Raw genomic sequence first — 23,983 nt, 5'->3', positions numbered from 1 at the left:
GGCACAATGTGTGCACCTTCGGGCGAGGCAGTCGTGCTTCGGTTGAATTCCAGTCTACCCACTTCTACGAGGAATGCAATGAAAAAACTGAACAATGTCGCTGCCTTGTTTGCCGCAGTTGCCCTGACCGCCGTTGCTGCCTTGCCGGCACACGCGCACAACCACGGCGCCCCCGCCACCGCCACGATCGACAACTGGCGCGCCACCGACGGCTCCGTCTGGCGCAGCGCCGACCGCCTGTGCTGGCGCAACGCCAGCTGGACGCCGGCCACGGCTGCTCCGGGCTGCGACGGCTGGATCGTGCCGCAACCGGCTCCGGCGCCCGCCCGGGCCCCGGCTCCTGCTCCGGCACCTGCACCCGCCCCAGCTCCTGCGCCAGCACCTGCTCCCGCTCCGGCTCCAGCACCGGCGCCTGCGGCCGCCCCGGCCCCGGCCCCTGCTCCAGCCCCAGTGGCCGCTGCGCGCGTCACCTTCTCGGCCGATGCCTTCTTCCCCTTCGACAGCGCCGTGCTGCAGCCCGAAGGCCGGGCTCGCCTCGACGACTTGGTGGACAAGATCCGCCCGATCAACCTCGAAGTCATCATCGCCGTTGGCCACACCGATTGGACTGGTCCCGCCGCTTACAACCAGCGCCTGTCCGAGCGCCGCGCCGAAGCCGTCAAGGCCTACCTGGTGACCCAGGGCATCAGCGCCGACCGCGTCTACACCGAAGGCAAGGGTGAAGCCCAGCCTGTGGCCGACAACCGCACCCGCGAAGGCCGGGCGCAGAACCGCCGCGTCGAGATCGAGGTGGTGGGCACGCGCCGCAACTGATCGCAGTCTGCCGGCCAAGCGCCCCACGACCGACTCCAAAACCGCCCTTCGGGGCGGTTTTTTCATGGCGTGACCTCGCCCTTGGACCTGTGGTTCGCAGCACCCACGCTGCAAGACTTGGTTTTTGCAGGCACCCGCAAGCCCAGCCATAATCTGGCCATGGACACACCCCTCAACGCCGACCCGGCCGAACTGGCCAAATTCTCCGAGCTCGCGCACCGCTGGTGGGACCCCGAGAGCGAATTCCGCCCGCTGCACCAGATCAACCCCTTGCGCTTGGGCTGGATCGAAGCCCTCGTCCCCTTGAGCGGCAAAACCGTGCTCGACGTGGGCTGCGGTGGCGGCATCCTGGCCGACGCCATGGCGCGCAAGGGCGCCCAGGTGCTGGGCATCGACTTGGCCAGCAAAGCGCTCAAGGTGGCGCAGTTGCACGCGCTCGAGGCCGAAACCCCGAACGTCAGCTACCGCGAAATCAGCGCCGAACAATGGGCGCAGGAGCGGCCCGCGCACTACGACGTGGTGACCTGCATGGAAATGCTCGAGCACGTGCCCGACCCGGCGTCGGTGGTGCAAGCCTGCGCGACCTTGGTCAAGCCCGGCGGCTGGGTGTTTTTCTCCACCCTCAACCGCAACCCCAAGTCGTTCCTGTTCGCCATCATCGGCGCCGAATACGTGCTCAAGCTGCTGCCCAAAGGCACGCACGAATACGCCAAGTTCATTCGCCCCAGCGAACTGGTGGGCCACTGCCGCGCCGCCGGCCTGCAAGCGCAAGGCATGCGCGGCTTGCAGTACAACCCGCTCACGCGCCGCTACTGGCTCGACGCCGACACCAGCGTCAACTACCTCGTGGCCACACAAAGGCCCGCCGCTTAAAGCCCGCCGCATGAAATTTGCCCATGTACGCGCGGTGCTGTTCGACCTCGACGGCACCCTGATCGACAGCGCGCCCGATTTGGCCTGGGCCGCCGACCAACTGCGCCGCACGCGCGGGCTGGAGCCGCTGCCGCTGGCGCACTACCGCCCCGCCGTCGGTGCCGGGGCGCGCGGGTTGATCCACGCCGCGCTAGGACTGGGGCCCGAACACCCCGATTTCGATGCGCTCAAACACGAGTTTTTCGACACCTACCAAGGCTGCATGCACCAGCGCACCCAAGCCTTTGAGCAGGTGAACGAAACGGTTGCTGCGCTGCTCCAACGCGGCATGGCGTGGGCCGTGGTCACCAACAAGATCGAGCGCTTCGCCCTGCCCATTACCGCCGCGCTGCCGTTGTTCGCCAGCGCCGGCACGGTCATCGGTGGCGACACCACGGCGCACCCCAAACCGCACCCGGCCCCGCTGCTCGAAGCCGCGCGTCGCTTGGGCTACGCCCCCGCGCACTGCATCTACGTGGGCGACGACCGGCGCGACATCGAAGCCGGCCGCGCCGCCGGCATGGCCACCGTGGCGGCCCTGTACGGCTACATCGGCCACGCCGACGACCCCCACACCTGGGGAGCAGACGCCACCATCCAGGCCCCACTCGAACTGTTGAACTTTCTGCAATCGGGTGTACACTAAGCCGTACTGGGGCTGCATTGGTTTCGACGTGGGAACGGATGCGCTGCGGGGCATGTCGAGGTTCTGTCACCTCGTAAATCAGCAGAAAAAAAGCAACTGCAAACGACGAACGTTTCGCACTCGCCGCTTAACCCGGCGAGCCTTGCAACAGTCGGCCAATGGGCTGGGCAAGGGCGGCAGCGGTAGCAATACCGTTGGCGTCCCGGCTGCAAGGTAATTCACATCGGCTGGCCAGCGCGCGGGCAACTTGCGCTCTGGTAAGACCCAAGGTTGCTGGCAGGGTGTGCAGCGTGTCGCTGCGCGGCACACCTGGCGAGACCCAAATCAGACGACTACACATGTAGAACTGCACACAGATGGCTTGCGGACGGCGGTTCGATCCCGCCCAGCTCCACCACATACCCAAAATCCCAACCCTCATCGGTTGGGATTTTTTCTTGCCTGTTCGCGCCGGTTTCCGCATACTTGTGCGGGTTCCTCCGAACGCCTGCAACTGTGCAACCTGCTGTTGGCCGGAGCAGCCTCGGCCCCGACGGCACTCGCCGATGCCAGCTGCTTTGAAGGCCTGCGTGAAAGCCAAGCTCGGCATATGCCGCAGGCTGGGTCAAGCCTTGACGGAGTTCAAGCGCAGCATCAGCGTCATCGGATGGTGCGGTGACGCCTGGAAGCCGTAGTGCTCGTAGAACTGCTTGGCGCGGTCGTGGAGGGCGTGGACGAGCAGCGCCCGGACACCGGCGTGCTGCGCAACGCTCACCGCACGACCGACGGCGTCCTGCAGCAGGGATGCTCCAAGCTTGATGCCCTGCGCCCGATGGTCGACGGCCAGCCGGGCCAGAACCATCACGGGCACTGGATCGGGCATGTTGCGGCGCACGCTGCTGCTTGCCGCCTGATGTGCCACCACGCCTGCGGCCAGCGCGTGGTAGCCGTAGACGCGCCCTTGCCTGTCCGTGACAACGAAGGTGCGGCTGGCACCGCTCAATTGGTTGGTCAGTGCCCGGCGCTTGAGCCATTCATCGAGACTGGCTTCACCGCAAGCGAAATCGTCCAGAATGTGGGCGGCGGCGAGCGGAATCGGTGCGCTCAAGAGCAAGCTCATGCCGCGCCGGCGCTCCAGGGTGCCTTGACGGCCATGAGACGTTCAAGCCCGGGGTTGGGGCTAGGAGGTGCGTCGAGCAGCGCGGTGAACTGCTTGAACTTGTCGGCGTCCAGGCTGAAAAAGACCTGATCCAGCACCACGGACTGCGCGCGCTCGCAGGCCGCTTCGAGCATGAAGTCCGAGCGGTTCTTGCCAAGTAGGCTGGCCGCGTGATCGATCAGATCGCGCTGTTCGGGCAAGGCCCGCAGATTGATGGCGGCGTCACGCATGGGTTTCTTCTATTCGCGCATACACAAAAGATACACGGATTGTGGCGCACCGTGTAGCCGTTGTCAATACGCGGCGCGTCACATGCCGCAGGTGCGGGAGCCGACTGGTAGCCAGTACGACGCTTGAAAACTTGCTCTCCGGGGTTGTTCCAGTTCGGACGAATGTCCACGGAAACGGCCAAATGATCCAAATCCGGGACTGGAGACTTGCGGACGGACTACGATTCAGATGACGGACGCGGGTTCGGTTCCGCGTTCCACCACCACCTACCCAAAATCCCAACCCTCATCGGTTGGGGTTTTTTTGCCTGTTCCCCCAGTGTTGGCCGTCTCAGACGCGCCGCACTGCGGGCTGGCCCGGCAGCCTCATGTAAGCCAAGGGTCCAGCAGCGGCAGATCCGGGTGTTGAAAATCCTTGAGGTTGCGCGTGATCAGCATCAAACCATGGGTCAGCGCAGTAGCCGCCAGCAGACTGTCGATGGCGGGCAACGGGCGTCCAGCCTGTGCCATCAGACGCCCCCAGCGATCCGCTACGGCGGCATCGACAGGCAGGATGCGTCCGGCGAAGAAAGTTGGCAGGTCAACCTCCAGCCAGTCGAGCAGGCGGCGCTTGCGATCTCCTTCAGGCAGGCCCTCGATGCCCTTGCGCAACTCACCCAGCGTCAGGACAGAAAGGTAGAGCGTGCTGGCCGGGCGCTCGGACATCCAGCGCACCACCCTGGCATCGGGATCGCGGCGGCGCAGTTCCGACAGCACGTTGGTGTCGATCAGGTAACTCAAAGCAGCACCTCGCGGGTCGTGCTGGCATCCCGGCGCAGATCGATGTCATCGCTATCGAACAGCGGCGAGCGCTGCATGAAATCGACCAGCGATTGGCCCGCGCCAGTCAAGCGTTCGTATTCGGCCCAGGACAGCACCACCGCGACCTCGCGGCCATGCCAGGTGATCGCCTGCGGTCCGGCCCGCCCCGTGTCCCGGACAAGCTCGGACAGGTGGGTTTTTGCTTCTTGGATTTGCCAGGTGCGCATAGGTGCCCCCAATCAATTCAACCAGTCTGGTCAGAAGTTTAGCCGTTTCAGATCCAAAACCATCACCAGAACGGGGTCGGAACAGGTGTGCGAATTTTGGCACAGCGTGTAGCCGTTGTCAGTCAATCAGCACATCGGCCGGGATGCCCAGGCTCTTGTGCAGTCGTCGGATCATGGCCAGCGTCAGTGGGCGCTTGCGGTTCAGGACTTCGTAAACGCGGTTGCTCTTGCCAATGATGGGCTCGAGGTCTTTGACGGACAGACCACTCTGCTCCATGCGGAATTTGATGGCTTCGACCGGATCAGGCGCAGTGATGGGCACGTGCTTGGCCTCGTAGGCTTGCACCAGCGTGGCCAGGATGTCCAGGCGATCACCCTCCGGCGTGCCCAGATCAGGGTCGGATTCCATCAAGGCCGAAATCTCCTCGAGCGTGGCCTTGTAGTCGGCTTCGGTGCGGATGGGGCGGATGTCCATGTTTTCCTCCGTGGCCGGTCAGGCCGAATCGATGGTTGCTGCGTCCACTGCGTCGTACTCCTTGTGGGTGCCGACGAACTTCAGGTAGACGATCTGCAACTTGTAGGCAACGGCCACGATCAGCCGGTAGTCATTGCCGTTGATGTTGCACACCACGCGACGGTTCTTCAGCACGCTGGCGCTGCGGTACTGCGCCTTGATGTCAGCGGGCTGGCTCCAGGTCGCACTCGTGGCTTCCTCGTACCAGGCCTTCAGCGGCTGCTCGGCGTCTGGATGGCGCTCCCAGAAGGCTCGAAGGGTGGACACGGCAATCACTCGCATGGCTTGCAGTATAGTCCCATTTTGGGACTATTCGCGCCGCTGCGCGAGCAGCAACTCTTGCTGCTGCGCAAGGATGCGAGGAGGGTCGGAATTGTTTTGACTCATGTAAGATGCCCGAGCCAAAGCGATGGGCCAAACACCGCTCCCCAACATGCCGTAGCGGCGATGACTCACAAACAGAACAGGCAGCCTCGATGACGGCAACGACACAGATCATGACCGAGGCCGACACCTGCCGCGAGCTGGTCACACCCAAGCTCGTCGAGGCCGGATGGGGCAATGCGCCGCACGTGATCGGCGAGCAGCGTACCTTCACCAATGGCCGCATCATCGTCACCGGCGGGCGTGTGCGCCGTGGCAAGCAGAAACGTGCGGACTACCTGCTGTACTACCGGCGCGACTATCCACTGGCCGTCGTGGAAGCGAAAGAACTGGGGCTGCCGGCGGAATCTGGGGTGCAGCAGGCCAAAGAATACGCCGAGATGCTCGGCCTGAAGTTCGCCTACGCCACCAACGGCCATCGGCTCATCGAGATCGACTATACCTCCGGCACCGAGCGCGAGGTGGATCGCTTTGCCACGCCCGCCGAACTCTGGCAGCGGCTGACCGCCGCCACCGCGCTGCCCGATCCGGCCACACCCCACCTGCTCGAACCCTTCAACCTGGTTTCGGGCAAGGTGCCGCGCTACTACCAGCAGATCGCGATCAACCGAGTGATCGAGGCCATCCTGCTTGGCCAAAAGCGCGTGCTCGCCACGCTGGCCACCGGCACCGGCAAGACCTGCGTGGCGTTTCAGCTGTGCTGGAAGTTGTGGAACAGCCGCTGGAACCGCACCGGCGAATACCGGCGCCCGAAGATCCTGTTCCTGGCCGACCGCAACATCCTGGTCGATGACCCGATGGCCAAGATGTTCGCGCCCTTTGGTGATGCGCGCCACAAGATCGCCGGAGGCGACGTGAGTCAGAGCCGGGACATGTACTTCGGCCTCTATCAGGCGCTGTCCACCGCCAACGAAGACGTGTTCCGCCAGTACCGGCCGGACTTCTTCGATCTGATCATCATCGACGAATGCCATCGCGGCTCCAGCCGCAACGACAGCAACTGGCGTGCGGTACTCGATCACTTCGCGCCCGCCGTGCAGTTCGGCATGACGGCCACGCCGCTGCGCGAGGAATCGCGCGACAGCTACGAATACTTCGGCAATCCGGTCTACACCTACAGCCTGCGCCAGGGCATCGAGGATGGCTTTCTCGCGCCCTATCGCGTGCATCGCGTGATCACCACGGTGGATGCCGCCGGCTGGCGACCGTCCAAGGACGAACTCGACCGCTTCGGTCGCCCGGTGCCGGACGACGAGTACCAGACCAAGGATTTCGAGCGCATCATCGCGCTGCGTGCGCGCACCCAGGCCATTGCCAAGCACCTCGCCGACTTCCTCAAGGGCACCGACCGCTTCGCAAAGACCATCGTGTTCTGCGTCGATCAGGAGCACGCAGCCGAAATGCGCCAGGAGCTGGTCAACCTCAACAGCGATCTGGTCAAGCAATACCCCGACTACGTCTGCCGCGTCACCGCCGACGAAGGTGCCATTGGCCTGACTCACTTCGAGCATTTTCGGGACGTGGACAAACCCTCGCCAGTGATCCTGACCACCTCGCAATTGCTTACGACCGGCGTCGACGCCGAGATGGTCAAGAACGTGGTGCTGGCGCGCGTGGTCGGCTCCCGCTCCGAGTTCAAGCAGATCATCGGGCGCGGCACGCGATTGAAGGTCGATTACGGCAAGGAATACTTCAACATCATCGACTTCACCGGCACCGCCACCCAGCATTTTGCCGATCCGGATTTCGATGGCGATCCCGCGCGCATCGAGGAAGCAACCATCGATGAGGCTGGCGAAACCGTCGAGTCGGTCATTGAAACGCCCCCCGGCGTGGAACCGCCGGCCGACTACACCGTAGATGCCACGAACACCGACGAAGGCCAGGGCGAAATCCTGACCGAGACGCCGGAGGAGCCACGCAAGTTCTACGTCGACGGCGGCGACGTCGAGGTGATCGGCCACCTAGTCTACGACCTCGACACCGACGGCAAGAAACTGCAAGTGGTCAAATACACCGAATACTCGGGCCGCACCGTTCGGACCCTGTACCCGAGCCGCGATGCGCTGCAATCCGCCTGGGCCAGCTCCGACACCCGCACCGAAGTGCTGCGTGAGCTGACCGAGCGCGGCATCAGCTTCGAGGAGCTGGCGGCCAGCGCCGACCAGCCCGATGCCGACCCCTTCGATCTGCTGTGCCATCTGGCCTGGAACGCGCCGCTGCTCACCCGCCGCCAACGCGCGGAACAGGCCAGAAAGGCAGCGCAGGATCTGTTCGGCCAGTACGGCGGTGCAGCCCGCGAAATCCTCACGCTGCTGCTCGACAAGTACATCGAACGCGGCATCATCCAGTTCAACGCCCTGTCCGAGCTGATGAAGGTGCAACCCTTCGACCGCTTCGGCAGCCCCTCCGAAATCGCCAACCAGCATTTCGGCGGCATCAAACCCTTCAAGGAAGCCGTCTCGCGCCTGCAGACGGCCCTTTACCAATGACGAGAACCTCCTGAATGGCCGCAACCGAAAAGAAGACCCGAAGCAAACGTGCCAAGGCACCGCTGACCACGCGCGACAACCTGTCGGCGCTGATCGGCAGCGCCCGCAAGATCCTGCGCAAGGACAAGGGCCTCAATGGCGACGTCGACCGCCTGCCGCTGCTTACCTGGGTGATGTTTCTCAAGTTCCTCGACGACCTCGAAGTCGTGCATGAGGAAGAAGCGGAGATCGACGGCAAGCCCTACCACCCCATCATCGAGCCCCCCTACCGCTGGCGCGACTGGGCCGCACGCGAGGACGGCCTGACCGGCGACGAACTGCTGGCCTTCATCAACCAGGACGAATGCCACCGCGCCGACGGCTCGCGCGGCGCGGGCCTGTTCGCCTATCTGCGCGGCCTGGCCGGCAGCGGCGAGAAAGGCAGCCAGCGCGAGGTCATCGCCAACGTGTTTCGTGGCGTGCAAAACCGCATGGTCAGCGGCTACCTGCTGCGCGACATCATCAACAAGATCAACGGTATTCACTTCAGCAGCAGCGAGGAAATCCACACCCTCTCGCACCTGTACGAATCGATGCTGCGCGAGATGCGCGACGCAGCTGGCGACTCGGGCGAGTTCTACACCCCGCGCCCGGTCGTGCGTTTCATGGTGCAGGTCACCGACCCGCGCCTGGGCGAGACCGTGCTCGACCCGGCCTGCGGCACCGGCGGCTTTCTGGTGGAAGCCTACGACCACATTGCCCAGCAGGTGACCAATCCGGACCAGCGCCGCACCCTGCAGCGCGACACCCTCTATGGCCAGGAGGCCAAGCCGCTGCCCTATATGCTGGCGCAGATGAACCTGCTGCTGCACGGGTTGGAAGCGCCGCAGATCGCCTACGGCAACACACTGGAGCGGCGCATCACCGAGATCGGCCACAGCGAGCGGGTGGACGTGATCCTCACCAACCCGCCCTTCGGCGGCGAGGAAGAAGCCGGCATCAAGGCCAACTTCCCGGCCAACATGCAGACGGCCGAAACCGCGCTGCTGTTCCTGCAGTACATCATGCGCAAGCTGCGCTATGCCGGGCATGGCACCGAGCAGGGAGGCCGCGCCGCCGTCGTCGTGCCCAACGGCACGCTGTTTGGCGATGGCGTGTGCGCCGTCATCAAAGAGGAGCTGCTCAAGGAATTCAAGCTCCACACCATCGTGCGCCTGCCGCAAGGCGTGTTCGCGCCCTACACCGACATCCCGGCCAACCTGCTGTTCTTCCAGCGCGGTGGCCCCACTGACGAGATCTGGTACTACGAACTGCCCCAGCCCGAGGGCCGCAAGAAATACAGCAAGACCGCGCCACTGCCCTTCGAGGCCTTTCAGCCGGTGCTCGACTGGTGGCACGCCCGCAAGGAAGGGCCGCAGTCCTGGCGCGTGGACTTCGCCGCCAAGCGCGCCGCCGCCATCGACGCCGCCACACCGCACTGGCAACGGGCCGAAAGCCAGCGCAATGCCACCATTGCCCTGGGCAAACCCATTCGGGAATTGGAGCAGGCCATTCAGGCCGCCGCCAACGGCCAGAAGGCAGAGCTGCAAGACCGCCTGAAGGCACTCAAGAATGAACAATCTGCCCACGAGCAGGCCGCCAAGGCAGCACAAGCCGAGGGCGACGCCCTGTACTGGCCGATCTTCAACCTGGATCTGAAAAATCCGAACGCCAAGGCCGAGCTGGAACATGCCGATCCCAAAGACCTGATCGCCGTCATGCGCAGCCACGAGGCTGAAGTCATGCGCCTCTTGGGCGAGATCGAAGCCTTGGTAGCCGAGGTACAGGCATGACCGATCGCAGCACGCCAGCCATTCTGGATCAGGCAGACTACGCTGCCGTTCATGGCGACATCGTCGCGCTGTTGGAGGCTGCCCGCCGCGCCGCTGCACGCAGCGTCAATGCCCTGATGACGGCCAGTTATTGGGAGATCGGGCGGCGCATTGTCGAGTTTGAACAGGGCGGCAGAGATCGGGCCGAGTATGGTGAAGCGCTGCTTGCTCGCTTGGCAACCGATTTGACAGCCCTTTTCGGGCGTGGCTTTAGTCGGCAAAATTTGCAGCAAATGCGTCTGTTTTATCTGGCTTGGCCCACGGACAAGATTTGCCAGACACTGTCTGGCAAATCTGCCGCGCCTCAGATTGCGCAGACGCTGTCTGCCAAATCGACCGCTGCACCAATTCTCCAGACGGCGTCTGGGCAATCCCCGGATCTATCTGCACTGGCCCAAGCCTTCCCGCTGCCTTGGTCGGCCTATGTGCGCCTGCTTTCGGTCAAAAACCCGCAGGCTCGTGCCTTCTACGAAACCGAAACGCTGCGTTGCGGCTGGTCGGTGCGCCAGCTCGACCGGCAGGTGAACAGCCAGTTTTACGAACGCATCGCCCTCTCGCACAACAAGGCGGCGATGCTCCAAAAGGGGGAAGTGGCCGAACCCGGTGACGCCCTCACCCCCGAGCAGGCCATCAAAGACCCCTTCGTGCTGGAGTTCCTCAATCTCAAAGACGAGTATTCCGAATCCGACCTTGAGGACGCACTGGTCCAGCACCTTGCCGACTTCCTGCTGGAGCTGGGCGACGACTTCTCTTTCGTGGGCCGTCAGCGTCGCCTGCGTTTGGACGACAACTGGTATCGCATCGACCTCTTGTTCTTTCACCGCAGCTTGAAGTGCCTGCTGGTCATCGATCTCAAAGTTGGCCAGTTCAGTTATGCCGATGCCGGGCAGATGCACATGTACCTCAATTACGCCCGCCAGCACTGGATGAAGCCCGGCGAAAACCCGCCCATCGGGCTGATCCTGTGCGCAGGCAAAGGCAGCAACGAAGCGCATTACACGCTCGAAGGTTTGTCCAACAAGGTGCTGACGGCTGAATACCGGACGGCGCTGCCGGATGAAAAATTGCTGGCCGAAGAACTGGAAAAAACGCGGCGTAAGCTGGAAGTGCGGCGGATTGCGCGTGGTGGCGATGCGGAGGGCAGCGTATGAAGGCGTGGCCCAAAGTCGCGTTGGGGGATGTGTGCATCTCCGTTGAGCGATTCGTAACGCCAACTGCGGGAACGGCTTATCGCCAGCTGGGCGTTCGTCTTTGGGGAGAAGGTGCTTACGAGCGCGAGACAATCGACGGTGCCGACACCAAGTATTCCAAGCTCAACCGAATCGAAGCTAACGATCTGGTCGTCAACAAGATCTGGGCCAGGAACGGAAGCGTGGCAGTAGCCACACAAGAACTCGCAGGAACCCATGTCAGCGGGGAGTTTCCGACATTTGCGCTGGACAAGGGCCGGACAGACCCGCGATGGATACGACTTATCACGAAATGGCGTGGTTTCTGGAATCTTTGTGATGAGAAGGCACAAGGCACGAGCGGGAAGAACCGGATCAAGCCGAGCCAGTTCTTGGCAATTCGGATTCCACTGCCGCCGCTTGCCGAACAACAAGCCCTTGTCAGCCGTCTCGATACACTGGCCTACAAGGTTCGGCAGGTCAACGAACACCTCGACGCCATCGAGCGCGACGCCGACCGGTTGCTCGCCGTGCGCTTTCGTGACGCCATTGCCGGTGCGCCCGTGCGGCCGATGGCCGAGGTGGCACCATTGGTGCGGAGGGAAATTGCCATCGAACTTGAAGGCAGCTATCCGGAGCTGGGAATCCGCTCCTTTGGCAAAGGCACGTTCCACAAGCCGCCACTCTCCGGCGCCGGTGTGGGTACCAAACGACTGTTCAGCATCGAACCCGGTGACCTTCTCTTCTCCAACGTGTTCGCTTGGGAAGGTGCCATCGCCGTTGCTCAGCCGGAGAATGCGGGCCGCTTCGGCTCTCATCGCTTCATTACCTGTCGCGTTGATCCCGATATCACTTCGCCGGAGTTCCTGCGCTACTACTTCCTCACCGATGACGGTCTGGGAAAGATTGGCGAGGCATCGCCTGGCGGAGCAGGCAGAAACCGGACACTGGGTCTCGAAAAGCTGATGGCGATTGAGGTTCCGATTCCATCCCTCGCCACGCAGCGAACTTTCGAAACCTTACAAACCAAAGTGGCAGAACTCAAAGCCCGCCACGCCACCATCCGCCAAGCCAACGACGCACTGATCCCGGCGACGCTGGAACGCGTGTTTTCCGAGGCCCACTGAATGCAGTTCGTCCGCCACGGCCCCGACATCCCCGAGCGCCTGCTGCAGGCGCACGAAGATGGTCGCGTCGTGTTCTTCTGCGGCGCAGGCATTTCCTACCCGGCGCGCCTGCCGGGCTTCGCCGGGCTGGTGAAGAAGGTCTATTCAGCCCTGGCGGTCACGCCCACTGCGGTGCAGCAGTCGGCGATCAAGGCCGGGCATTTCGATACCGCCATCGGCTTGCTGGAAGACAACATCGTCGGCCGTCGCAAAGAGGCCCTTGTTCGGAAGGCGCTCGCTGAAATTCTCACCCCGAATCTCACCGCCAAAAACGCGATGGTGACCCATGAGTCGTTGCTGACACTGAGCAAGTGTCGCACCGGCCACACCCGCCTCGTCACCACCAACTTCGACCGCCTGTTCGAGGAGGTGATTGCCGCGAAGTCGCTGTCCATCGAGCGTTTCAAGGCCCCACTGTTGCCTGTGCCCAAGAATCGCTGGGATGGCCTGGTGTACCTGCATGGCCTGCTCAGCGCTGCGCCGACCGCGAGCGAACTGGACCGGCTGGTCGTCTCAAGCGGCGATTTCGGCCTGGCCTATCTCACCGAGCGCTGGGCAGCCCGTTTCGCTAGCGAGTTGTTCCGCAACTACACCGTGTGCTTCGTCGGCTACAGCCTCAACGACCTGGTGCTGCGCTACATGATGGATGCCTTGGCTGCCGACCGTCTGCTGGGCGAGTCGCCGCCGGAGATGTTCGCCTTCGGCAGTTTCTCCAAAGGCAAGGAAGAGGAACGGATCAACGAATGGCGTACCAAGAACGTCACGCCCATTCTCTACCGCGAGCACAACCGGCATGCCTATCTGCACAAGACCCTGCGCGCCTGGGCCGAGACCTATCGCGACGGCGTGCGCAGCAAGGAACATATCGTAGTCGAATGCACCATCGCTCGACCGATGAAGACCACGAAACAGGACTACTTCATTCCCCGCATGCTTTGGGCGCTGAGCGATCGGGAAGGCCTGCCCGCAAAGCGTTTTGCCGAGCTTGACCCGGTGCCGTCGCTGGATTGGCTGGAGCCGCTGAGCGAGGACCGCTACCGGCATGCCGACTTGGGCCGCTTCGGTGTCCCGCCCAGGGCGACCGTAGATGACACGCTCGCCTTCAGCCTGACCCGCCGACCTTCGCCGTATCCGCTCGCGCCGTTGATGTGTGTCGTCGATGCCGGTGCGCGCGGCAGCCGCTGGGACAAGGTGATGGAGCATTTGGCAAGCTGGATGATCCGTCATCTGGATGACCCGGCCCTGCTGCTTTGGTCGGTCAAGCACGGAGGGCAGCTTCATGAACATCTCGTCCAGCTGATAGAAGAACGGCTTAGCTACCTGGCCAAATTGGAACGCGACGGCAACATCACCAAGTTGGCGCGTATTCGTGAGGGCGCACCCAACGCGATCCCCGGCCCGCTGATGCGCACCCTTTGGCGGCTGCTGCTGACCGGGCGCGTGAAATCGTGGCTGCGCGACTTCAACCTGTACCGCTGGCGCGACCGCTTCAGGCGCGATGGGCTCACCGCTACCCTGCGCCTGGAACTGCGCGAGATGCTGTCACCGCGCGTATCGTTGCGCGAGCCGTTCCGCTTGTCCGCTGAGGACGGAGAAAGCCGCGAGCCAGAGCGCATCAAGGATCTGGTGGAATGGGAGATCGTGCTGTCGACGGATCACGTCCATTCCAGCCTGCGCGATCTGCCCGAGGATGAGCGCTGGACCGCCGCATTGCCGGAACTGCTGTCCGATTTCAGCGCCCTGTTGCGCGACGCGCTTGATTTGATGCGCGAGCTTGACGGTGCCGGGGACAGGAGCGATCTGTCCTTTAGGCACCAGCCCTCGATCAGTGAGCACCCGCAGAACCGGGACTTCCACGACTGGACCGCGTTGATCGATCTGACCCGGGATGCGTGGCTCGCCACGGCTGCGCAATCGCCGGCGCGGGCAGCGCTCATGGCGCAGACCTGGTGGCACACGCCCTATCCGCTGTTCCGGCGCCTCGCCTTCTTTGCTGCCGCACAGGGCAACGTGATCCCCAAACGCCAAGCGCTCGACTGGTTGCTGGCGGACGATCACTGGTGGCTGTGGTCGGTGGCAACCGAACGGGAGGCCATGCGCCTGCTGGTGGCGATGGCGCCGCACCTCGATGCGGTGATGCTGCGGGAACTGGAACAGGCTGTGCTCGCCGGTCCTCCACGCGACATGTTCAAGGACGACATCGAACCGGAGCGCTGGACCCGTATCGTGGAACGCGCAATCTGGCTGCGGCTGGCAAAAATGGCTGACGCCGGCGCGGCCTTGGGTGCTGAAGGCGGTGCCCGACTCAGCGGGCTTTCGGCACAGTATCCGGAGTGGAAGCTGGCAGAGGATCAGCGCGATGAGTTTCCTTACTGGATAGAGAGTGGCTGGGTCGGTGACAGGGATCCATGGCGGGATTTCGTATCAATACCTCGCAGCAGGCGCGGAGTATTGAATTACTTGATCGCAAACCCGGTGCTGTCCGAATCCAAAGAAGATGACTGGCGAGAGCGGTGCAAAGATAGCTTCCAAGCTACGGCATACGCCTTGTGTCATCTGGCAAGACAGAATATTTGGCCAAACGATCGCTGGCGGGATGCTTTAAAGGCGTGGTCAGATGAGGCGCTGCAAAGTCGCTCCTGGCGTTACATGGCGCCGATCTTGGCCACCGCACCTGACGAGGTACTGCAGACGCTCGACCATGGTGTGAGCTGGTGGCTGCAGTCCATCGCCAAGACCTTCGAAGGCCACGAAACCCTCTTTTTCGTGCTCGCTCGCCGTATCCTGGCGCAAGATCATCAGGGCGGCGTCGATACCGACGACCCCGTCATGCGCGCCATCAACCACCCCGTGGGGCACGTCACCGAGGCACTTCTGCGCTGGTGGTATCGACGCTCGCTGGAGGATGGACAAGGCCTGCCGGAAGAGATCAAGCCCACGTTCACCGAGCTTTGCGATACCCGGATCGACAAATTTCGGCATGGCCGCGTCTTGCTGGCGGCCCATGTCATCGCGTTGTTCCGCGTCGACGGGGATTGGGCTACGCGACACCTGTTGCCGCTTTTCGACTGGCAGCGCTCGGAAGCCGAAGCACGTGCGGTGTGGAGAGGCCTCCTGCGGTCAGCGCGCCTGCACCGCCCACTGATGGAATTGCTCAAGCCGGCCTTCCTCGACACCGCGCGCCACTATGCGGCTTTGGGCAAGCACGACGGGCAGTACGCATCGCTGCTGACATTCGCCGCCCTCGATCCGGGTGAAACCTTCACCACCGCCGAGCTGGCGGCCGCCACTCGCGCACTGCCACCAAATGGTTTGCACGATGCAGCACAGGCATTGGTGAGAGCGCTGGAGGCTGCTGGCGAACAACGGGCCGACTACTGGACAAACCGGGTTGCACCGTATCTGCATGCCATCTGGCCCAAGACGCGAGACAAGGTTTCACCTGCCATCGCCGAAAGCCTCGGCCGCCTTTGCGTGGCAGCTCAGGATGCGTTCCCCGAGGCCTTGACGCTGCTGCGCGCCTGGTTGCAACCACCGGCCCACCCGAACGATCTGGTGCATCGGCTACGCGAAGCAGGTCTCTGCGGCAAGTTTCCGGAACAGGCACTGGACTTCCTGAGTCTGGTGATAGGGGATCAAACCCAATGGCCGCCCAGTGACCTCGGCGCCTGCCTTGACGCGATGCGCATAGCCGCACCGGAACTCGAGGCTGATCCGCGCTTTGAACGGTTGATGGCGTACCTTCGCCTGCATGGGCGGGGCTGATGTGGTGTCTTTGTGGCATGCGTCAGTTATCCGAAAATCCCGGATAACTGGTCCCCGCACCCGCAAGCTCGCTGGAATTCGCGCCTGTTCGCACTTTGGATAGAATCACAAGCCTATATATCGATTATATCGTTTTTATCGATACTTGGAGCTGAACCAGCGCATCAAGCCAGGCAAGCCACAGCAAAACGCGCATCTGGGAACGCGTATCTGGGAATGGATGCATCAATACAATCACCAACGCCCGAACATGGCCTTGGGCGGCATCACACCCCGAAACAGCGGTTGGCCATGACCGCACAGCCCTACTTCTGAACGCCCCTGATTCCGGCGGGATTGCCATGGCAACGAAAAAACCCACCCAAGCCACTCCCGGTTGGAGTGACGTCAAAACCAAGTTGGCCGACTTCGACCGCGCCGGCCTGTTGGGGCTGGTGCAAGACCTGTACGCGGCCAGCAAGGACAACAAGGCGTTTCTGCACGCCCGCTTTGGCTTGGGCGCCGATCCGCTGCAGCCCTACAAGGACGCGATCATCTGCTGGATCAACCCGCCGGACTATCGCCGTCCCATCTCGGTCAGCAAGGCCAAGAAGGCGATCAGCGATTACAAGAAGGCGCTGGGCCAGCCCGAGGGCTTGGCCGAACTCACCGTGTTCTACTGCGAGCAAGTGTTCGATTTTCTGGCCGGTTGCGGCATCGACGACGCAGGCTTTTTTGACGCCCTGGTGCGGATGTTCCAACAGGCGCTGAAATACGTGCTGGCCTTGCCCAAAGCGCAGCAAGCGGCTTTGCTGGCTAGGCTCGACCTGGTGCGCCAGCTCGGGCACAGCGTCGGTTGGGGCGTCGGCGATGACTTTGACCACTTCTGGGCCGAGGCCGGGTTGGCGGGTAGCGCATGAAACAGCGCCAGCGGCGGATTCATCTTGAACCATCCGTGCCTGCGGGCCGCCATCTGGGTGCTTGAGCTGCGGCAACCCGCACGCGTGCCACCCAATTCAGCGCCCCAGAAACACCGCCGGGCGCCGCTGCGCAAAGGCGGCGCGCCCTTCGGCAAAGTCGGCGCTGCGCTGGGTGCGGGCCTCGCGTTCGCACCAGCCCGTGGTGTTGTGCTCGCCCAAGGCGATTTCTTGTAGGCTTTGCTTCATGCCCTGCAAAGCCAGTGGAGCCAGTTGCGCCAGGTGGTGGCACCAGCGCGCCACCTCGGTGGCCAGCGCCTCGGGTGCCACCAAGGCATCGAGGTAGCCCAGGCGCAGCAGTTCGTCGGCGCTCAAGGGTTGCGCCAGCAAGAAAATGCGCCGCGCCGCACCCAGCCCGAGCCGCGCCACAAAACGCTGCAAACCGCCGGCGCAGTAATGCAGCCCCAGGGCGGCCGCCGGCATGCGCAGTTCCATGCCCTGCACCCCGAGCCGAAAATCGCACGCCAGCGCCAAATCGGTGGCGCCGCCATAGACGCTGCCATTGAGCGCGCACAGCGTCACCGGGCGCACGCGCGCCAGCGCTGCACACACGCGCTCAAAGCCTTGCGGCCCTTGGCTGGCATCGGCCTCAAAGCCGCCCATGTGGTAGCCGGCGCTGAACACCGGCCGCTGCGGCTGCACCCGCGCCGCCAGCGCCAGCACGCGCACGCCTTCATCGGCCTCCACACTGGCCAGGTGCTGCAACAGCACCTGCAAGTCGGCATCGCTCAGGCTGTTGCGTTGCGCCGGGCGGTTCAGGGTCAGGGTGGCCACTCCAGCCTCGATGTGCAACATGGGGCTGGAGGCGGCGGGCCAGTCGGAGGCGTGGGCGTGGTCGGGCGGCATGGCAGGCATTGGTGTGCGCCACGCATCATAGCCCGCGTTCCGGCCCTTGGCGGCGGCCCTTGGCGGCGGCGGGCGGGCCGGGTGCGCTCGCAGCGCCATTGCAGCCGCAGGACGCCTAAGCAAGAGCGCATCCGCCCCCTTGGCAGCGGCGGGCGGGCCGGGTGCGCTCGCAGCGCCATTGCGGCCGCAGGACGCCCAAGCAAGTGCGCATCCGACCCCCTTGGCGGCGGCGGGTGGGCCGGGTGCGTTCGCAGCGCCATTGCGGCCGCAGGACGCCTAAGCAAGAGCGCACCCGGCCCCCTTGGCGGCGGCGGGCGGGCCGGGTGCGTTCGCAGCGCCATTGCGGCCGCAGGACGCCCAAGCAAGTGCGCACCCGCCCCCTTGGCGGCGACCCCTGGCGGCGGCGGGCGGGCCGGGTGCGTTCGCAGCGCCATTGCGGCCGCAGGACGCCTAAGCAAGAACGCATCCGGCCCGCCCGCCGCCGCCCCCGCGCGCGCGAGAAAATCGTGGTCTGAGGACGGTTTTCGATTTGCCCTGCCCCGCCCCTTAGGGCACAATCGGCGCGGCTGGAGCAAAACCTGCCCGCGCCCAGTCGGGATTTTTGCCCTCTGGCCCTTGAAAGCGCGATCCCGCGCCCCATACTCAGGCAGAGCCACTCGCTCCCACCTTTTACTTGCACCAAAGCCGCGTCGCGCGCCACACCACCCCGCACCAGCCGCCATGTCAGCCCATTCAGACCCCACCTACCAACGCCCCGAACCCAGTGCCCCCGAGCCCAGCGCCGCCGACGCTCCGGTTTCGCCCGAAGAAGCCGAGGCCGCTGCGGCCGCCGACGCTGCCGCCATGCAAACCAACCAGGCGCTGGAGCTGGCGCGACTGCAAGCCCAAAATGCCGAACTGGCCGAGCAGTATTTGCGCAGCAAGGCCGAGATGGAAAACCTGCGTCGGCGCACCGACGAAGAAGTGAGCAAAGTGCGCAAATTTGCCGTCGAAGCCTTTGCCGAAAGCCTGCTGCCGGTGCTCGACAGCCTGGAAGCCGGGCTGGCGGTGCAAGAGGCCACGGCGCAACAGATACGCCAAGGGGCCGAGGCCACGCTGCAGCAACTGCAAAGCGCGCTGGCGCGCCACAGGGTGCAGCCGATCGCACCCGAGGCCGGCAAGCGCTTCGACCCCCACCAGCACCAAGCCATCGGCGTGGTCGCGGCCCCCGGGCAAGAACCCAACACCGTGGTGGCGGTGCTGCAAAAAGGTTACCTGATCGCCGAGCGCGTGCTGCGCCCGGCCATGGTCACCGTCACGGCCCCCAGATAAGCCGTTTTTCTTTCCCCCCAAACGGACAGCCAGACCGCAGCGCTTGAAATCCGGCCCATCGGCCACATCTGTGCTGCAGTCGTTTTCATTTCAGCATTTCAGACTCTAGGAGCCACACATGGGCAAAATCATCGGCATCGACCTGGGCACCACCAACTCGTGCGTCTCGGTCATGGAAGGCAACAGCACGCGCGTGATCGAAAACAGCGAGGGCGCACGCACCACGCCCTCCATCGTCGCCTATCAAGAGGACGGCGAGATTCTGGTCGGCGCCTCGGCCAAGCGCCAGGCCGTGACCAACCCCAAGAACACGGTCTATGCCGTCAAGCGCCTGATCGGGCGCAAGTTTGAAGAAAAAGAGGTGCAAAAAGACATCGCTCTGATGCCCTACAGCATCGTGCGCGCCGACAACGGCGACGCCTGGGTGGAGGTGCGCGGCAAGAAGCTGGCGCCGCAGCAGGTGAGCGCCGAAATCCTGCGCAAGATGAAGAAAACCGCCGAAGACTACCTCGGCGAAAGCGTCACCGAAGCCGTGATCACGGTGCCGGCCTACTTCAACGACAGCCAGCGCCAGGCCACCAAGGACGCCGGGCGCATCGCCGGGCTGGATGTCAAGCGCATCATCAACGAACCCACTGCCGCCGCGCTCGCCTTTGGCCTCGACAAGCACGGCAAGGGCGACCGCAAGATCGCGGTGTACGACCTGGGCGGCGGCACCTTCGACATCTCGATCATCGAGATTGCCGACCTCGACGGCGAAAAACAGTTCGAAGTGCTCTCGACCAACGGCGACACCTTCCTGGGCGGCGAAGACTTCGACCAGCGCATCATCGACTACATCGTGACCGAGTTCAAAAAAGAACAAGGCGTCGATCTGACCAAGGACGTGCTGGCGCTGCAGCGTCTCAAGGAAGCGGCCGAGAAGGCCAAGATCGAGCTCTCCAACTCGACCCAGACCGACCTCAACCTGCCCTACATCACCGCCGACGCCTCGGGCCCGCGGCACCTCAACATCAAGCTCACCCGCGCCAAGCTCGAAGCGCTGGTCGATGAACTGATCGAGCGCACCATCGCGCCGTGCCGCACCGCCATCAAGGACGCTGGCGTGAGCGTGGGCCAGGTCGACGACGTGATTCTGGTCGGCGGCATGACGCGCATGCCCAGGGTGCAGGAAAAGGTCAAGGAGTTCTTTGGCAAAGAGCCGCGCAAGGACGTCAACCCCGACGAGGCGGTGGCCGTGGGCGCCGCGATCCAGGGCCAGGTGCTCTCGGGCGAGCGCACCGACGTGCTGCTGCTCGACGTCACGCCGCTGTCGCTGGGCATCGAGACCATGGGCGGCGTGATGACCAAGATGATCAGCAAGAACACCACCATCCCGACCAAGTTCGCGCAGGTGTTCTCCACCGCCGACGACAACCAGCCGGCGGTGACGATCAAGGTGTTTCAGGGCGAGCGCGAGATCGCTGCCGGCAACAAGCTGCTGGGCGAATTCAACCTCGAGGGCATCCCGCCGGCACCGCGCGGCCTGCCGCAGATCGAGGTCAGCTTTGACATCGACGCCAACGGCATTTTGCACGTCGGCGCCAAAGACAAGGGCACCGGCAAAGAGAACAAGATCACGATCAAGGCCAACTCGGGCCTGACCGAGGCCGAGATCCAGGCAATGGTCAAGGACGCCGAACTCAACGCCGCCGAAGACCACAAAAAGGTGGAGCTGGTGCAGGCGCGCAACCAGGCCGACGCCTTGGTCAGCTCGGTGCGCAAGAGCCTGAAAGAGTACGGCGACAAGCTCGATGCGGCCGAAAAAGAGTCCATCGAAGCCTCGATCAAGGCGGCTGAAGAAGCCGTCAAGGGCGAGGACAAGGCGGCCATCGAAGCCCGCAGCGCCGACCTGATGAGCGTCAGCCAGAAGCTGGGTGAGAAAATGTACGCCGATCAGCAAGCCAGCGCTGCGGCGGCCGGGGCAGCGGGCGCGGCCGGGGCTGACGGCGACGCAGCAGGCGCGGGTGGCTCGCGCGCCGCCGCCGACGACGTGATCGACGCCGAAGTGAAAGAAGTCAAGAAGGATTGATCCACCGCTGTGCTCAGCCGCGCCCCGTGCGCGGCCACGCAGCAGGCGCGCCGCCGCGACTCCGGGCCTGCACCGCCCGGGCGCGGCGTTTGCGCTGCATGAATAACCGGGTACCCAAATGGCCAAACGCGATTTTTACGAGATCCTGGGCGTGCCCAAGAGCGCCAGCGACGAAGACATCAAGAAAGCCTATCGCAAGCTGGCGATGAAACACCACCCCGACCGCAATCAGGGTGCAGCGGCCAAGGCGGCCGAAGAAAAATTCAAAGAGGCCAAAGAGGCCTACGAGATGCTGAGCGACCCGCAAAAGCGCGCCGCCTACGACCAGTATGGCCACGCCGGAGTCGATCCGAATATGCGCAGCCCCGGCGGTGGGGCCGAGGGTTTTGGCGGCTTTTCCGAGTCCTTCGGTGACATTTTTGGCAACATTTTGGTGGCCAGCGCGCCGGGGCCGGGCGCGGGCGGCAGGTCTATCGTGGCAGCGACCTATCGTACGCGATGGAGATCACGCTCGAAGAGGCGGCCAACGGCAAGGACGCCGAAATCCGCATCCCGAGCTGGGACGACTGCGGCACCTGCAACGGCAGCGGCGCCAAGCCGGGCACCAGCGTCAAGACCTGCCCGACCTGCAACGGCGCCGGCGTGGTGCAGATGAGGCAGGGTTTTTTCAGCGTGCAGCAAACCTGCCCGCACTGCCACGGCAGCGGCAAGATCATCCCCGAGCCCTGCACCGCCTGCGGCGGCCAGGGCAAGGTCAAGAAGTTCAAGAAGCTCGAAATCAAGATTCCACCCGGCATCGACGACGGCATGCGCATCCGCTCCAGCGGCAACGGCGAGCCCGGACGCAACGGCGGCCCGGCGGGCGATCTGTACATCGAAATCCGGCTGCGCAAGCACGATCTGTTCGAGCGCGAGGGCGACGACCTGCACTGCCACGTGCCGGTGAGCATCACCACCGCCGCGCTGGGCGGCGAGATCGCCGTGCCCACGCTGACCGGCAAAGCCCACATCGACATCCCCGAAGGCACCCAGCACGGCAAGACCTTTCGCTTGCGCGGGCGCGGCATCAAGGGCGTGCGCTCGAGCTACCCAGGCGATCTGTACTGCCACGTCAATGTCGAAACCCCGGTCAAACTCACCGAACACCAGCGCCGGCTGCTGCGCGAGCTCGACGAATCGTTCCAGAAAAACGGCAACAAACACAGCCCCAACGACAAGGGCTGGTTCGAGAAAGCCAAGGCTTTTTTCTCCTGATTCTGTGATCAAATGGGCGCATGAGCGTCCAAGTCACTTTCCTGGGCGGCGCCGGCACGGTCACCGGCTCCAAGTTTTTGGTGCAGCACGCGGGCCGCAGCCTGCTGGTCGATTGCGGCCTGTTTCAGGGCTACAAACAGCTGCGGCTGCGCAACTGGGCGGCGCTGCCGGTGGCCGCCGGCGGCATCGACGCCGTGGCCCTCACGCACGCGCACCTCGACCACAGCGGCTATCTGCCGCTGCTGGTGCGCCAGGGCTACCGCGGCCCGGTCTGGTGCACGCCGGGCACGCGCGACCTGTGCCGCATCCTGCTGCCCGACAGCGGCCACATCCAGGAAGAAGACGCGCTCTACGCCAACCGCAAGGGTTTTTCCAAACACCAGCCGGCGCTGCCGCTCTACACCGAGCAAGACGCGCGCAAGTGCCTCAAGCAGCTGCGAACCGTGGCGCCGCTGCGCCTGTTCGAACCGCTGCCGGGCTGGCAGGCACGTTTTCATGGGGCCGGGCACATTTTGGGCGCTTCCAGCCTGTGCCTCGAAGTCGGGGGGCGGCGGCTGCTGTTTTCCGGCGACCTCGGGCGCTGCGACGACCTGCTCATGTTCCCGCCCGAAGCGCCACCGGGGGCAGACGCGGTGTTCGTCGAATCCACCTACGGCAACCGCGAGCACCCCAGCGAGAACCTAGTCGATGAAATGGCCGAGCCGCTGCAGCGCGTGGCGGCACGGGGCGGCACCGTGGTCGCCCCGGTGTTTGCGGTCGGGCGCGCGCAGGCGCTGCTGCACGCCATCGTCGTGCTCAAGCAGCAGGGGCGCATCCCCGCGTCGCTGCCGGTGTACCTCGACAGCCCGATGGCGATCGAGAGCACCGAGCTGTTTGCCCAGCACCTGGGCGAGCACCGCCTGAGCGCGGCCGAATGCAGCGCCATGGCGCGCGCCGCCACCATGACGCGCAGCGCCGACCAGTCCAAGGCCATTGCGCAACAGCACGGCCCGAAAATCATCCTGTCCGCCAGCGGCATGGCCACCGGTGGCCGCGTGCTGCACCACCTGCAGCTGTATTTGGGCGACCACCGCAACCTGGTGCTGCTCACCGGCTTTCAGGCCGCCGGCACGCGCGGGGCCACGCTCGCCCAGGGTGGCAGCAGCCTGCGCATCCACGGCCAGGACTGGCCGGTGCGCGCCGAGGTGCTGCAACTGCACGCCTCCTCGGCACACGCCGACGCGCCACAGCTGCTGAACTGGCTGCGCGCCATCCCCGGCCAGCCGCAACGCGCCTTCGTCATCCACGGCGAGCCCGATGCCGCCGACACGCTGCGCCGCCGCATCGAAACCGAGCTGCGCTGGAGCGCGCTGGTGCCCGAACACGGCTCGACCTGGGAAGTGTGAGGCCCATCCGCCCGAGCGCACGCCGCCCTTCGATATTGCAATCCGCCCTTGGC

Annotated in this window: 19 protein-coding genes, 1 other RNA gene and 2 pseudogenes; 15 read left to right on the top strand and 7 right to left on the bottom strand. The window is 64.2% G+C overall.

Annotated elements, in window-relative coordinates:
* Positions 1–78 precede the first annotated feature (78 nt).
* The 4 genes from ompA (at position 79) to ssrA (ending at position 2,768) form a co-directional block, all read left to right on the top strand.
* Positions 79–813, top strand: a complete 735-nt coding sequence (gene ompA, locus AAAZ40_RS06870; RefSeq protein ID WP_476659667.1) for an outer membrane protein OmpA — start codon at positions 79–81, stop codon at positions 811–813.
* A gap of 159 nt (positions 814–972) precedes the next feature.
* Positions 973–1,686, top strand: a complete 714-nt coding sequence (gene ubiG / locus AAAZ40_RS06865) for a bifunctional 2-polyprenyl-6-hydroxyphenol methylase/3-demethylubiquinol 3-O-methyltransferase UbiG (protein ID WP_476659666.1) — start codon at positions 973–975, stop codon at positions 1,684–1,686.
* Positions 1,687–1,696: 10 nt separating this feature from the next.
* Positions 1,697–2,371: an HAD-IA family hydrolase gene (locus AAAZ40_RS06860; protein WP_476659665.1), complete on the top strand. Its 675-nt coding sequence runs from the start codon at positions 1,697–1,699 to the stop codon at positions 2,369–2,371.
* Positions 2,372–2,379: 8 nt separating this feature from the next.
* Positions 2,380–2,768, top strand: a transfer-messenger RNA (tmRNA) gene (gene ssrA / locus AAAZ40_RS06855).
* A gap of 207 nt (positions 2,769–2,975) precedes the next feature.
* On the opposite strand, the gene AAAZ40_RS06850 is transcribed toward ssrA, so the two are convergent.
* The 6 genes from AAAZ40_RS06850 to AAAZ40_RS06825 form a co-directional block, all read right to left on the bottom strand.
* A complete protein-coding gene (locus tag AAAZ40_RS06850) occupies positions 2,976–3,470 on the bottom strand; it encodes a GNAT family N-acetyltransferase (RefSeq protein WP_476659664.1) in 495 nt (164 codons plus the stop codon).
* Positions 3,467–3,739 (bottom strand): type II toxin-antitoxin system TacA family antitoxin, encoded by a 273-nt coding sequence (locus tag AAAZ40_RS06845; RefSeq protein WP_476659663.1) that lies wholly within the window; start codon positions 3,737–3,739, stop codon positions 3,467–3,469. Before AAAZ40_RS06845 ends, AAAZ40_RS06850 begins: the two co-directional genes overlap by 4 nt.
* Before the next feature lie 366 nt (positions 3,740–4,105).
* The gene (locus tag AAAZ40_RS06840; protein ID WP_476659662.1) at positions 4,106–4,519 is read right to left on the bottom strand and encodes a PIN domain-containing protein; all 414 of its coding nucleotides are present in this window, start codon (positions 4,517–4,519) and stop codon (positions 4,106–4,108) included.
* Positions 4,516–4,767 (bottom strand): type II toxin-antitoxin system Phd/YefM family antitoxin, encoded by a 252-nt coding sequence (locus tag AAAZ40_RS06835; RefSeq protein ID WP_476659661.1) that lies wholly within the window; start codon positions 4,765–4,767, stop codon positions 4,516–4,518. The genes AAAZ40_RS06840 and AAAZ40_RS06835 overlap by 4 nt, the downstream gene beginning before the upstream one ends.
* 118 nt (positions 4,768–4,885) lie before the next feature.
* Positions 4,886–5,242 (bottom strand): helix-turn-helix domain-containing protein, encoded by a 357-nt coding sequence (locus tag AAAZ40_RS06830; RefSeq protein ID WP_476659660.1) that lies wholly within the window; start codon positions 5,240–5,242, stop codon positions 4,886–4,888.
* Positions 5,243–5,260: 18 nt separating this feature from the next.
* The gene (locus AAAZ40_RS06825; RefSeq protein WP_476659659.1) at positions 5,261–5,563 is read right to left on the bottom strand and encodes a type II toxin-antitoxin system HigB family toxin; all 303 of its coding nucleotides are present in this window, start codon (positions 5,561–5,563) and stop codon (positions 5,261–5,263) included.
* Between the two features lie 212 nt (positions 5,564–5,775).
* On the opposite strand from AAAZ40_RS06825, the gene hsdR reads away from it, so the two are divergent.
* The 7 genes and pseudogenes from hsdR to AAAZ40_RS06790 all read left to right on the top strand — a co-directional run bounded on the left by hsdR (position 5,776) and on the right by AAAZ40_RS06790 (position 17,006).
* Positions 5,776–8,157 (top strand): EcoAI/FtnUII family type I restriction enzme subunit R, encoded by a 2,382-nt coding sequence (gene hsdR / locus AAAZ40_RS06820; RefSeq protein ID WP_476661708.1) that lies wholly within the window; start codon positions 5,776–5,778, stop codon positions 8,155–8,157.
* Positions 8,158–8,171: 14 nt separating this feature from the next.
* On the top strand, positions 8,172–9,968 hold the full coding sequence (locus tag AAAZ40_RS06815; protein WP_476659658.1) for a class I SAM-dependent DNA methyltransferase: 1,797 nt from the start codon (positions 8,172–8,174) through the stop codon (positions 9,966–9,968).
* Positions 9,965–11,158, top strand: coding sequence for a PDDEXK nuclease domain-containing protein (locus tag AAAZ40_RS06810; protein WP_476659657.1), 1,194 nt, complete (start codon positions 9,965–9,967; stop codon positions 11,156–11,158). Before AAAZ40_RS06815 ends, AAAZ40_RS06810 begins: the two co-directional genes overlap by 4 nt.
* Complete coding sequence (locus tag AAAZ40_RS06805; protein WP_476659656.1) at positions 11,155–12,303, top strand: restriction endonuclease subunit S; 1,149 nt, start codon at positions 11,155–11,157, stop codon at positions 12,301–12,303. The genes AAAZ40_RS06810 and AAAZ40_RS06805 overlap by 4 nt, the downstream gene beginning before the upstream one ends.
* Positions 12,304–16,107, top strand: coding sequence for an anti-phage defense-associated sirtuin Dsr1 (gene dsr1 / locus AAAZ40_RS06800; protein ID WP_476659655.1), 3,804 nt, complete (start codon positions 12,304–12,306; stop codon positions 16,105–16,107).
* A gap of 163 nt (positions 16,108–16,270) precedes the next feature.
* Positions 16,271–16,422, top strand: a pseudogene (locus AAAZ40_RS06795) (IS3 family transposase); the annotation flags it as partial.
* 26 nt (positions 16,423–16,448) lie between these two features.
* Positions 16,449–17,006, top strand: a complete 558-nt coding sequence (locus tag AAAZ40_RS06790; protein ID WP_476659654.1) for a hypothetical protein — start codon at positions 16,449–16,451, stop codon at positions 17,004–17,006.
* A 96-nt stretch (positions 17,007–17,102) separates the two neighbouring features.
* Here AAAZ40_RS06790 and AAAZ40_RS06785 read toward each other — a convergent pair whose 3' ends face one another.
* Positions 17,103–17,909: an enoyl-CoA hydratase/isomerase family protein gene (locus AAAZ40_RS06785; RefSeq protein WP_476659653.1), complete on the bottom strand. Its 807-nt coding sequence runs from the start codon at positions 17,907–17,909 to the stop codon at positions 17,103–17,105.
* Between the two features lie 720 nt (positions 17,910–18,629).
* Between AAAZ40_RS06785 and grpE the strand changes: the two genes are divergently transcribed.
* The 4 genes and pseudogenes from grpE to AAAZ40_RS06765 all read left to right on the top strand — a co-directional run bounded on the left by grpE (position 18,630) and on the right by AAAZ40_RS06765 (position 23,930).
* Positions 18,630–19,220 carry a nucleotide exchange factor GrpE gene (grpE, locus tag AAAZ40_RS06780; RefSeq protein WP_476659652.1) on the top strand — a complete coding sequence of 197 codons (591 nt, stop codon included), beginning with the start codon at positions 18,630–18,632 and terminating at the stop codon, positions 19,218–19,220.
* 118 nt (positions 19,221–19,338) lie between these two features.
* Positions 19,339–21,291 carry a molecular chaperone DnaK gene (gene dnaK, locus AAAZ40_RS06775; RefSeq protein WP_476659651.1) on the top strand — a complete coding sequence of 651 codons (1,953 nt, stop codon included), beginning with the start codon at positions 19,339–19,341 and terminating at the stop codon, positions 21,289–21,291.
* Positions 21,292–21,409: 118 nt separating this feature from the next.
* Positions 21,410–22,545 (top strand): annotated as a pseudogene (dnaJ, locus tag AAAZ40_RS06770) (molecular chaperone DnaJ).
* Between the two features lie 20 nt (positions 22,546–22,565).
* Positions 22,566–23,930, top strand: a complete 1,365-nt coding sequence (locus AAAZ40_RS06765) for an MBL fold metallo-hydrolase RNA specificity domain-containing protein (RefSeq protein ID WP_476659650.1) — start codon at positions 22,566–22,568, stop codon at positions 23,928–23,930.
* Positions 23,931–23,983 lie beyond the last annotated feature (53 nt).

The organism is Serpentinimonas sp. SMBJO2 (assembly GCF_056341105.1).
The sequence above is the reverse complement of the archived record's forward strand: the minus strand, read 5'-3'. Positions and strand labels throughout refer to the sequence as shown.

What these genes read in the sequence shown, in the direction of transcription:
- ompA (WP_476659667.1), top strand. Translation starts at nt 79, where the DNA reads ATGAAAAAACTGAACAATGTCGCTGCCTTGTTTGCCGCAGTTGCCCTG.
- ubiG (WP_476659666.1), top strand. Translation starts at nt 973, where the DNA reads ATGGACACACCCCTCAACGCCGACCCGGCCGAACTGGCCAAATTCTCC.
- AAAZ40_RS06860 (WP_476659665.1), top strand. Translation starts at nt 1,697, where the DNA reads ATGAAATTTGCCCATGTACGCGCGGTGCTGTTCGACCTCGACGGCACC.
- AAAZ40_RS06850 (WP_476659664.1), bottom strand. Translation starts at nt 3,470, where the DNA reads ATGAGCTTGCTCTTGAGCGCACCGATTCCGCTCGCCGCCGCCCACATT.
- AAAZ40_RS06845 (WP_476659663.1), bottom strand. Translation starts at nt 3,739, where the DNA reads ATGCGTGACGCCGCCATCAATCTGCGGGCCTTGCCCGAACAGCGCGAT.
- AAAZ40_RS06835 (WP_476659661.1), bottom strand. Translation starts at nt 4,767, where the DNA reads ATGCGCACCTGGCAAATCCAAGAAGCAAAAACCCACCTGTCCGAGCTT.
- AAAZ40_RS06830 (WP_476659660.1), bottom strand. Translation starts at nt 5,242, where the DNA reads ATGGACATCCGCCCCATCCGCACCGAAGCCGACTACAAGGCCACGCTC.
- AAAZ40_RS06825 (WP_476659659.1), bottom strand. Translation starts at nt 5,563, where the DNA reads ATGCGAGTGATTGCCGTGTCCACCCTTCGAGCCTTCTGGGAGCGCCAT.
- AAAZ40_RS06815 (WP_476659658.1), top strand. Translation starts at nt 8,172, where the DNA reads ATGGCCGCAACCGAAAAGAAGACCCGAAGCAAACGTGCCAAGGCACCG.
- AAAZ40_RS06810 (WP_476659657.1), top strand. Translation starts at nt 9,965, where the DNA reads ATGACCGATCGCAGCACGCCAGCCATTCTGGATCAGGCAGACTACGCT.
- AAAZ40_RS06805 (WP_476659656.1), top strand. Translation starts at nt 11,155, where the DNA reads ATGAAGGCGTGGCCCAAAGTCGCGTTGGGGGATGTGTGCATCTCCGTT.
- dsr1 (WP_476659655.1), top strand. Translation starts at nt 12,304, where the DNA reads ATGCAGTTCGTCCGCCACGGCCCCGACATCCCCGAGCGCCTGCTGCAG.
- AAAZ40_RS06790 (WP_476659654.1), top strand. Translation starts at nt 16,449, where the DNA reads ATGGCAACGAAAAAACCCACCCAAGCCACTCCCGGTTGGAGTGACGTC.
- AAAZ40_RS06785 (WP_476659653.1), bottom strand. Translation starts at nt 17,909, where the DNA reads ATGCCGCCCGACCACGCCCACGCCTCCGACTGGCCCGCCGCCTCCAGC.
- grpE (WP_476659652.1), top strand. Translation starts at nt 18,630, where the DNA reads ATGTCAGCCCATTCAGACCCCACCTACCAACGCCCCGAACCCAGTGCC.
- dnaK (WP_476659651.1), top strand. Translation starts at nt 19,339, where the DNA reads ATGGGCAAAATCATCGGCATCGACCTGGGCACCACCAACTCGTGCGTC.
- AAAZ40_RS06765 (WP_476659650.1), top strand. Translation starts at nt 22,566, where the DNA reads ATGAGCGTCCAAGTCACTTTCCTGGGCGGCGCCGGCACGGTCACCGGC.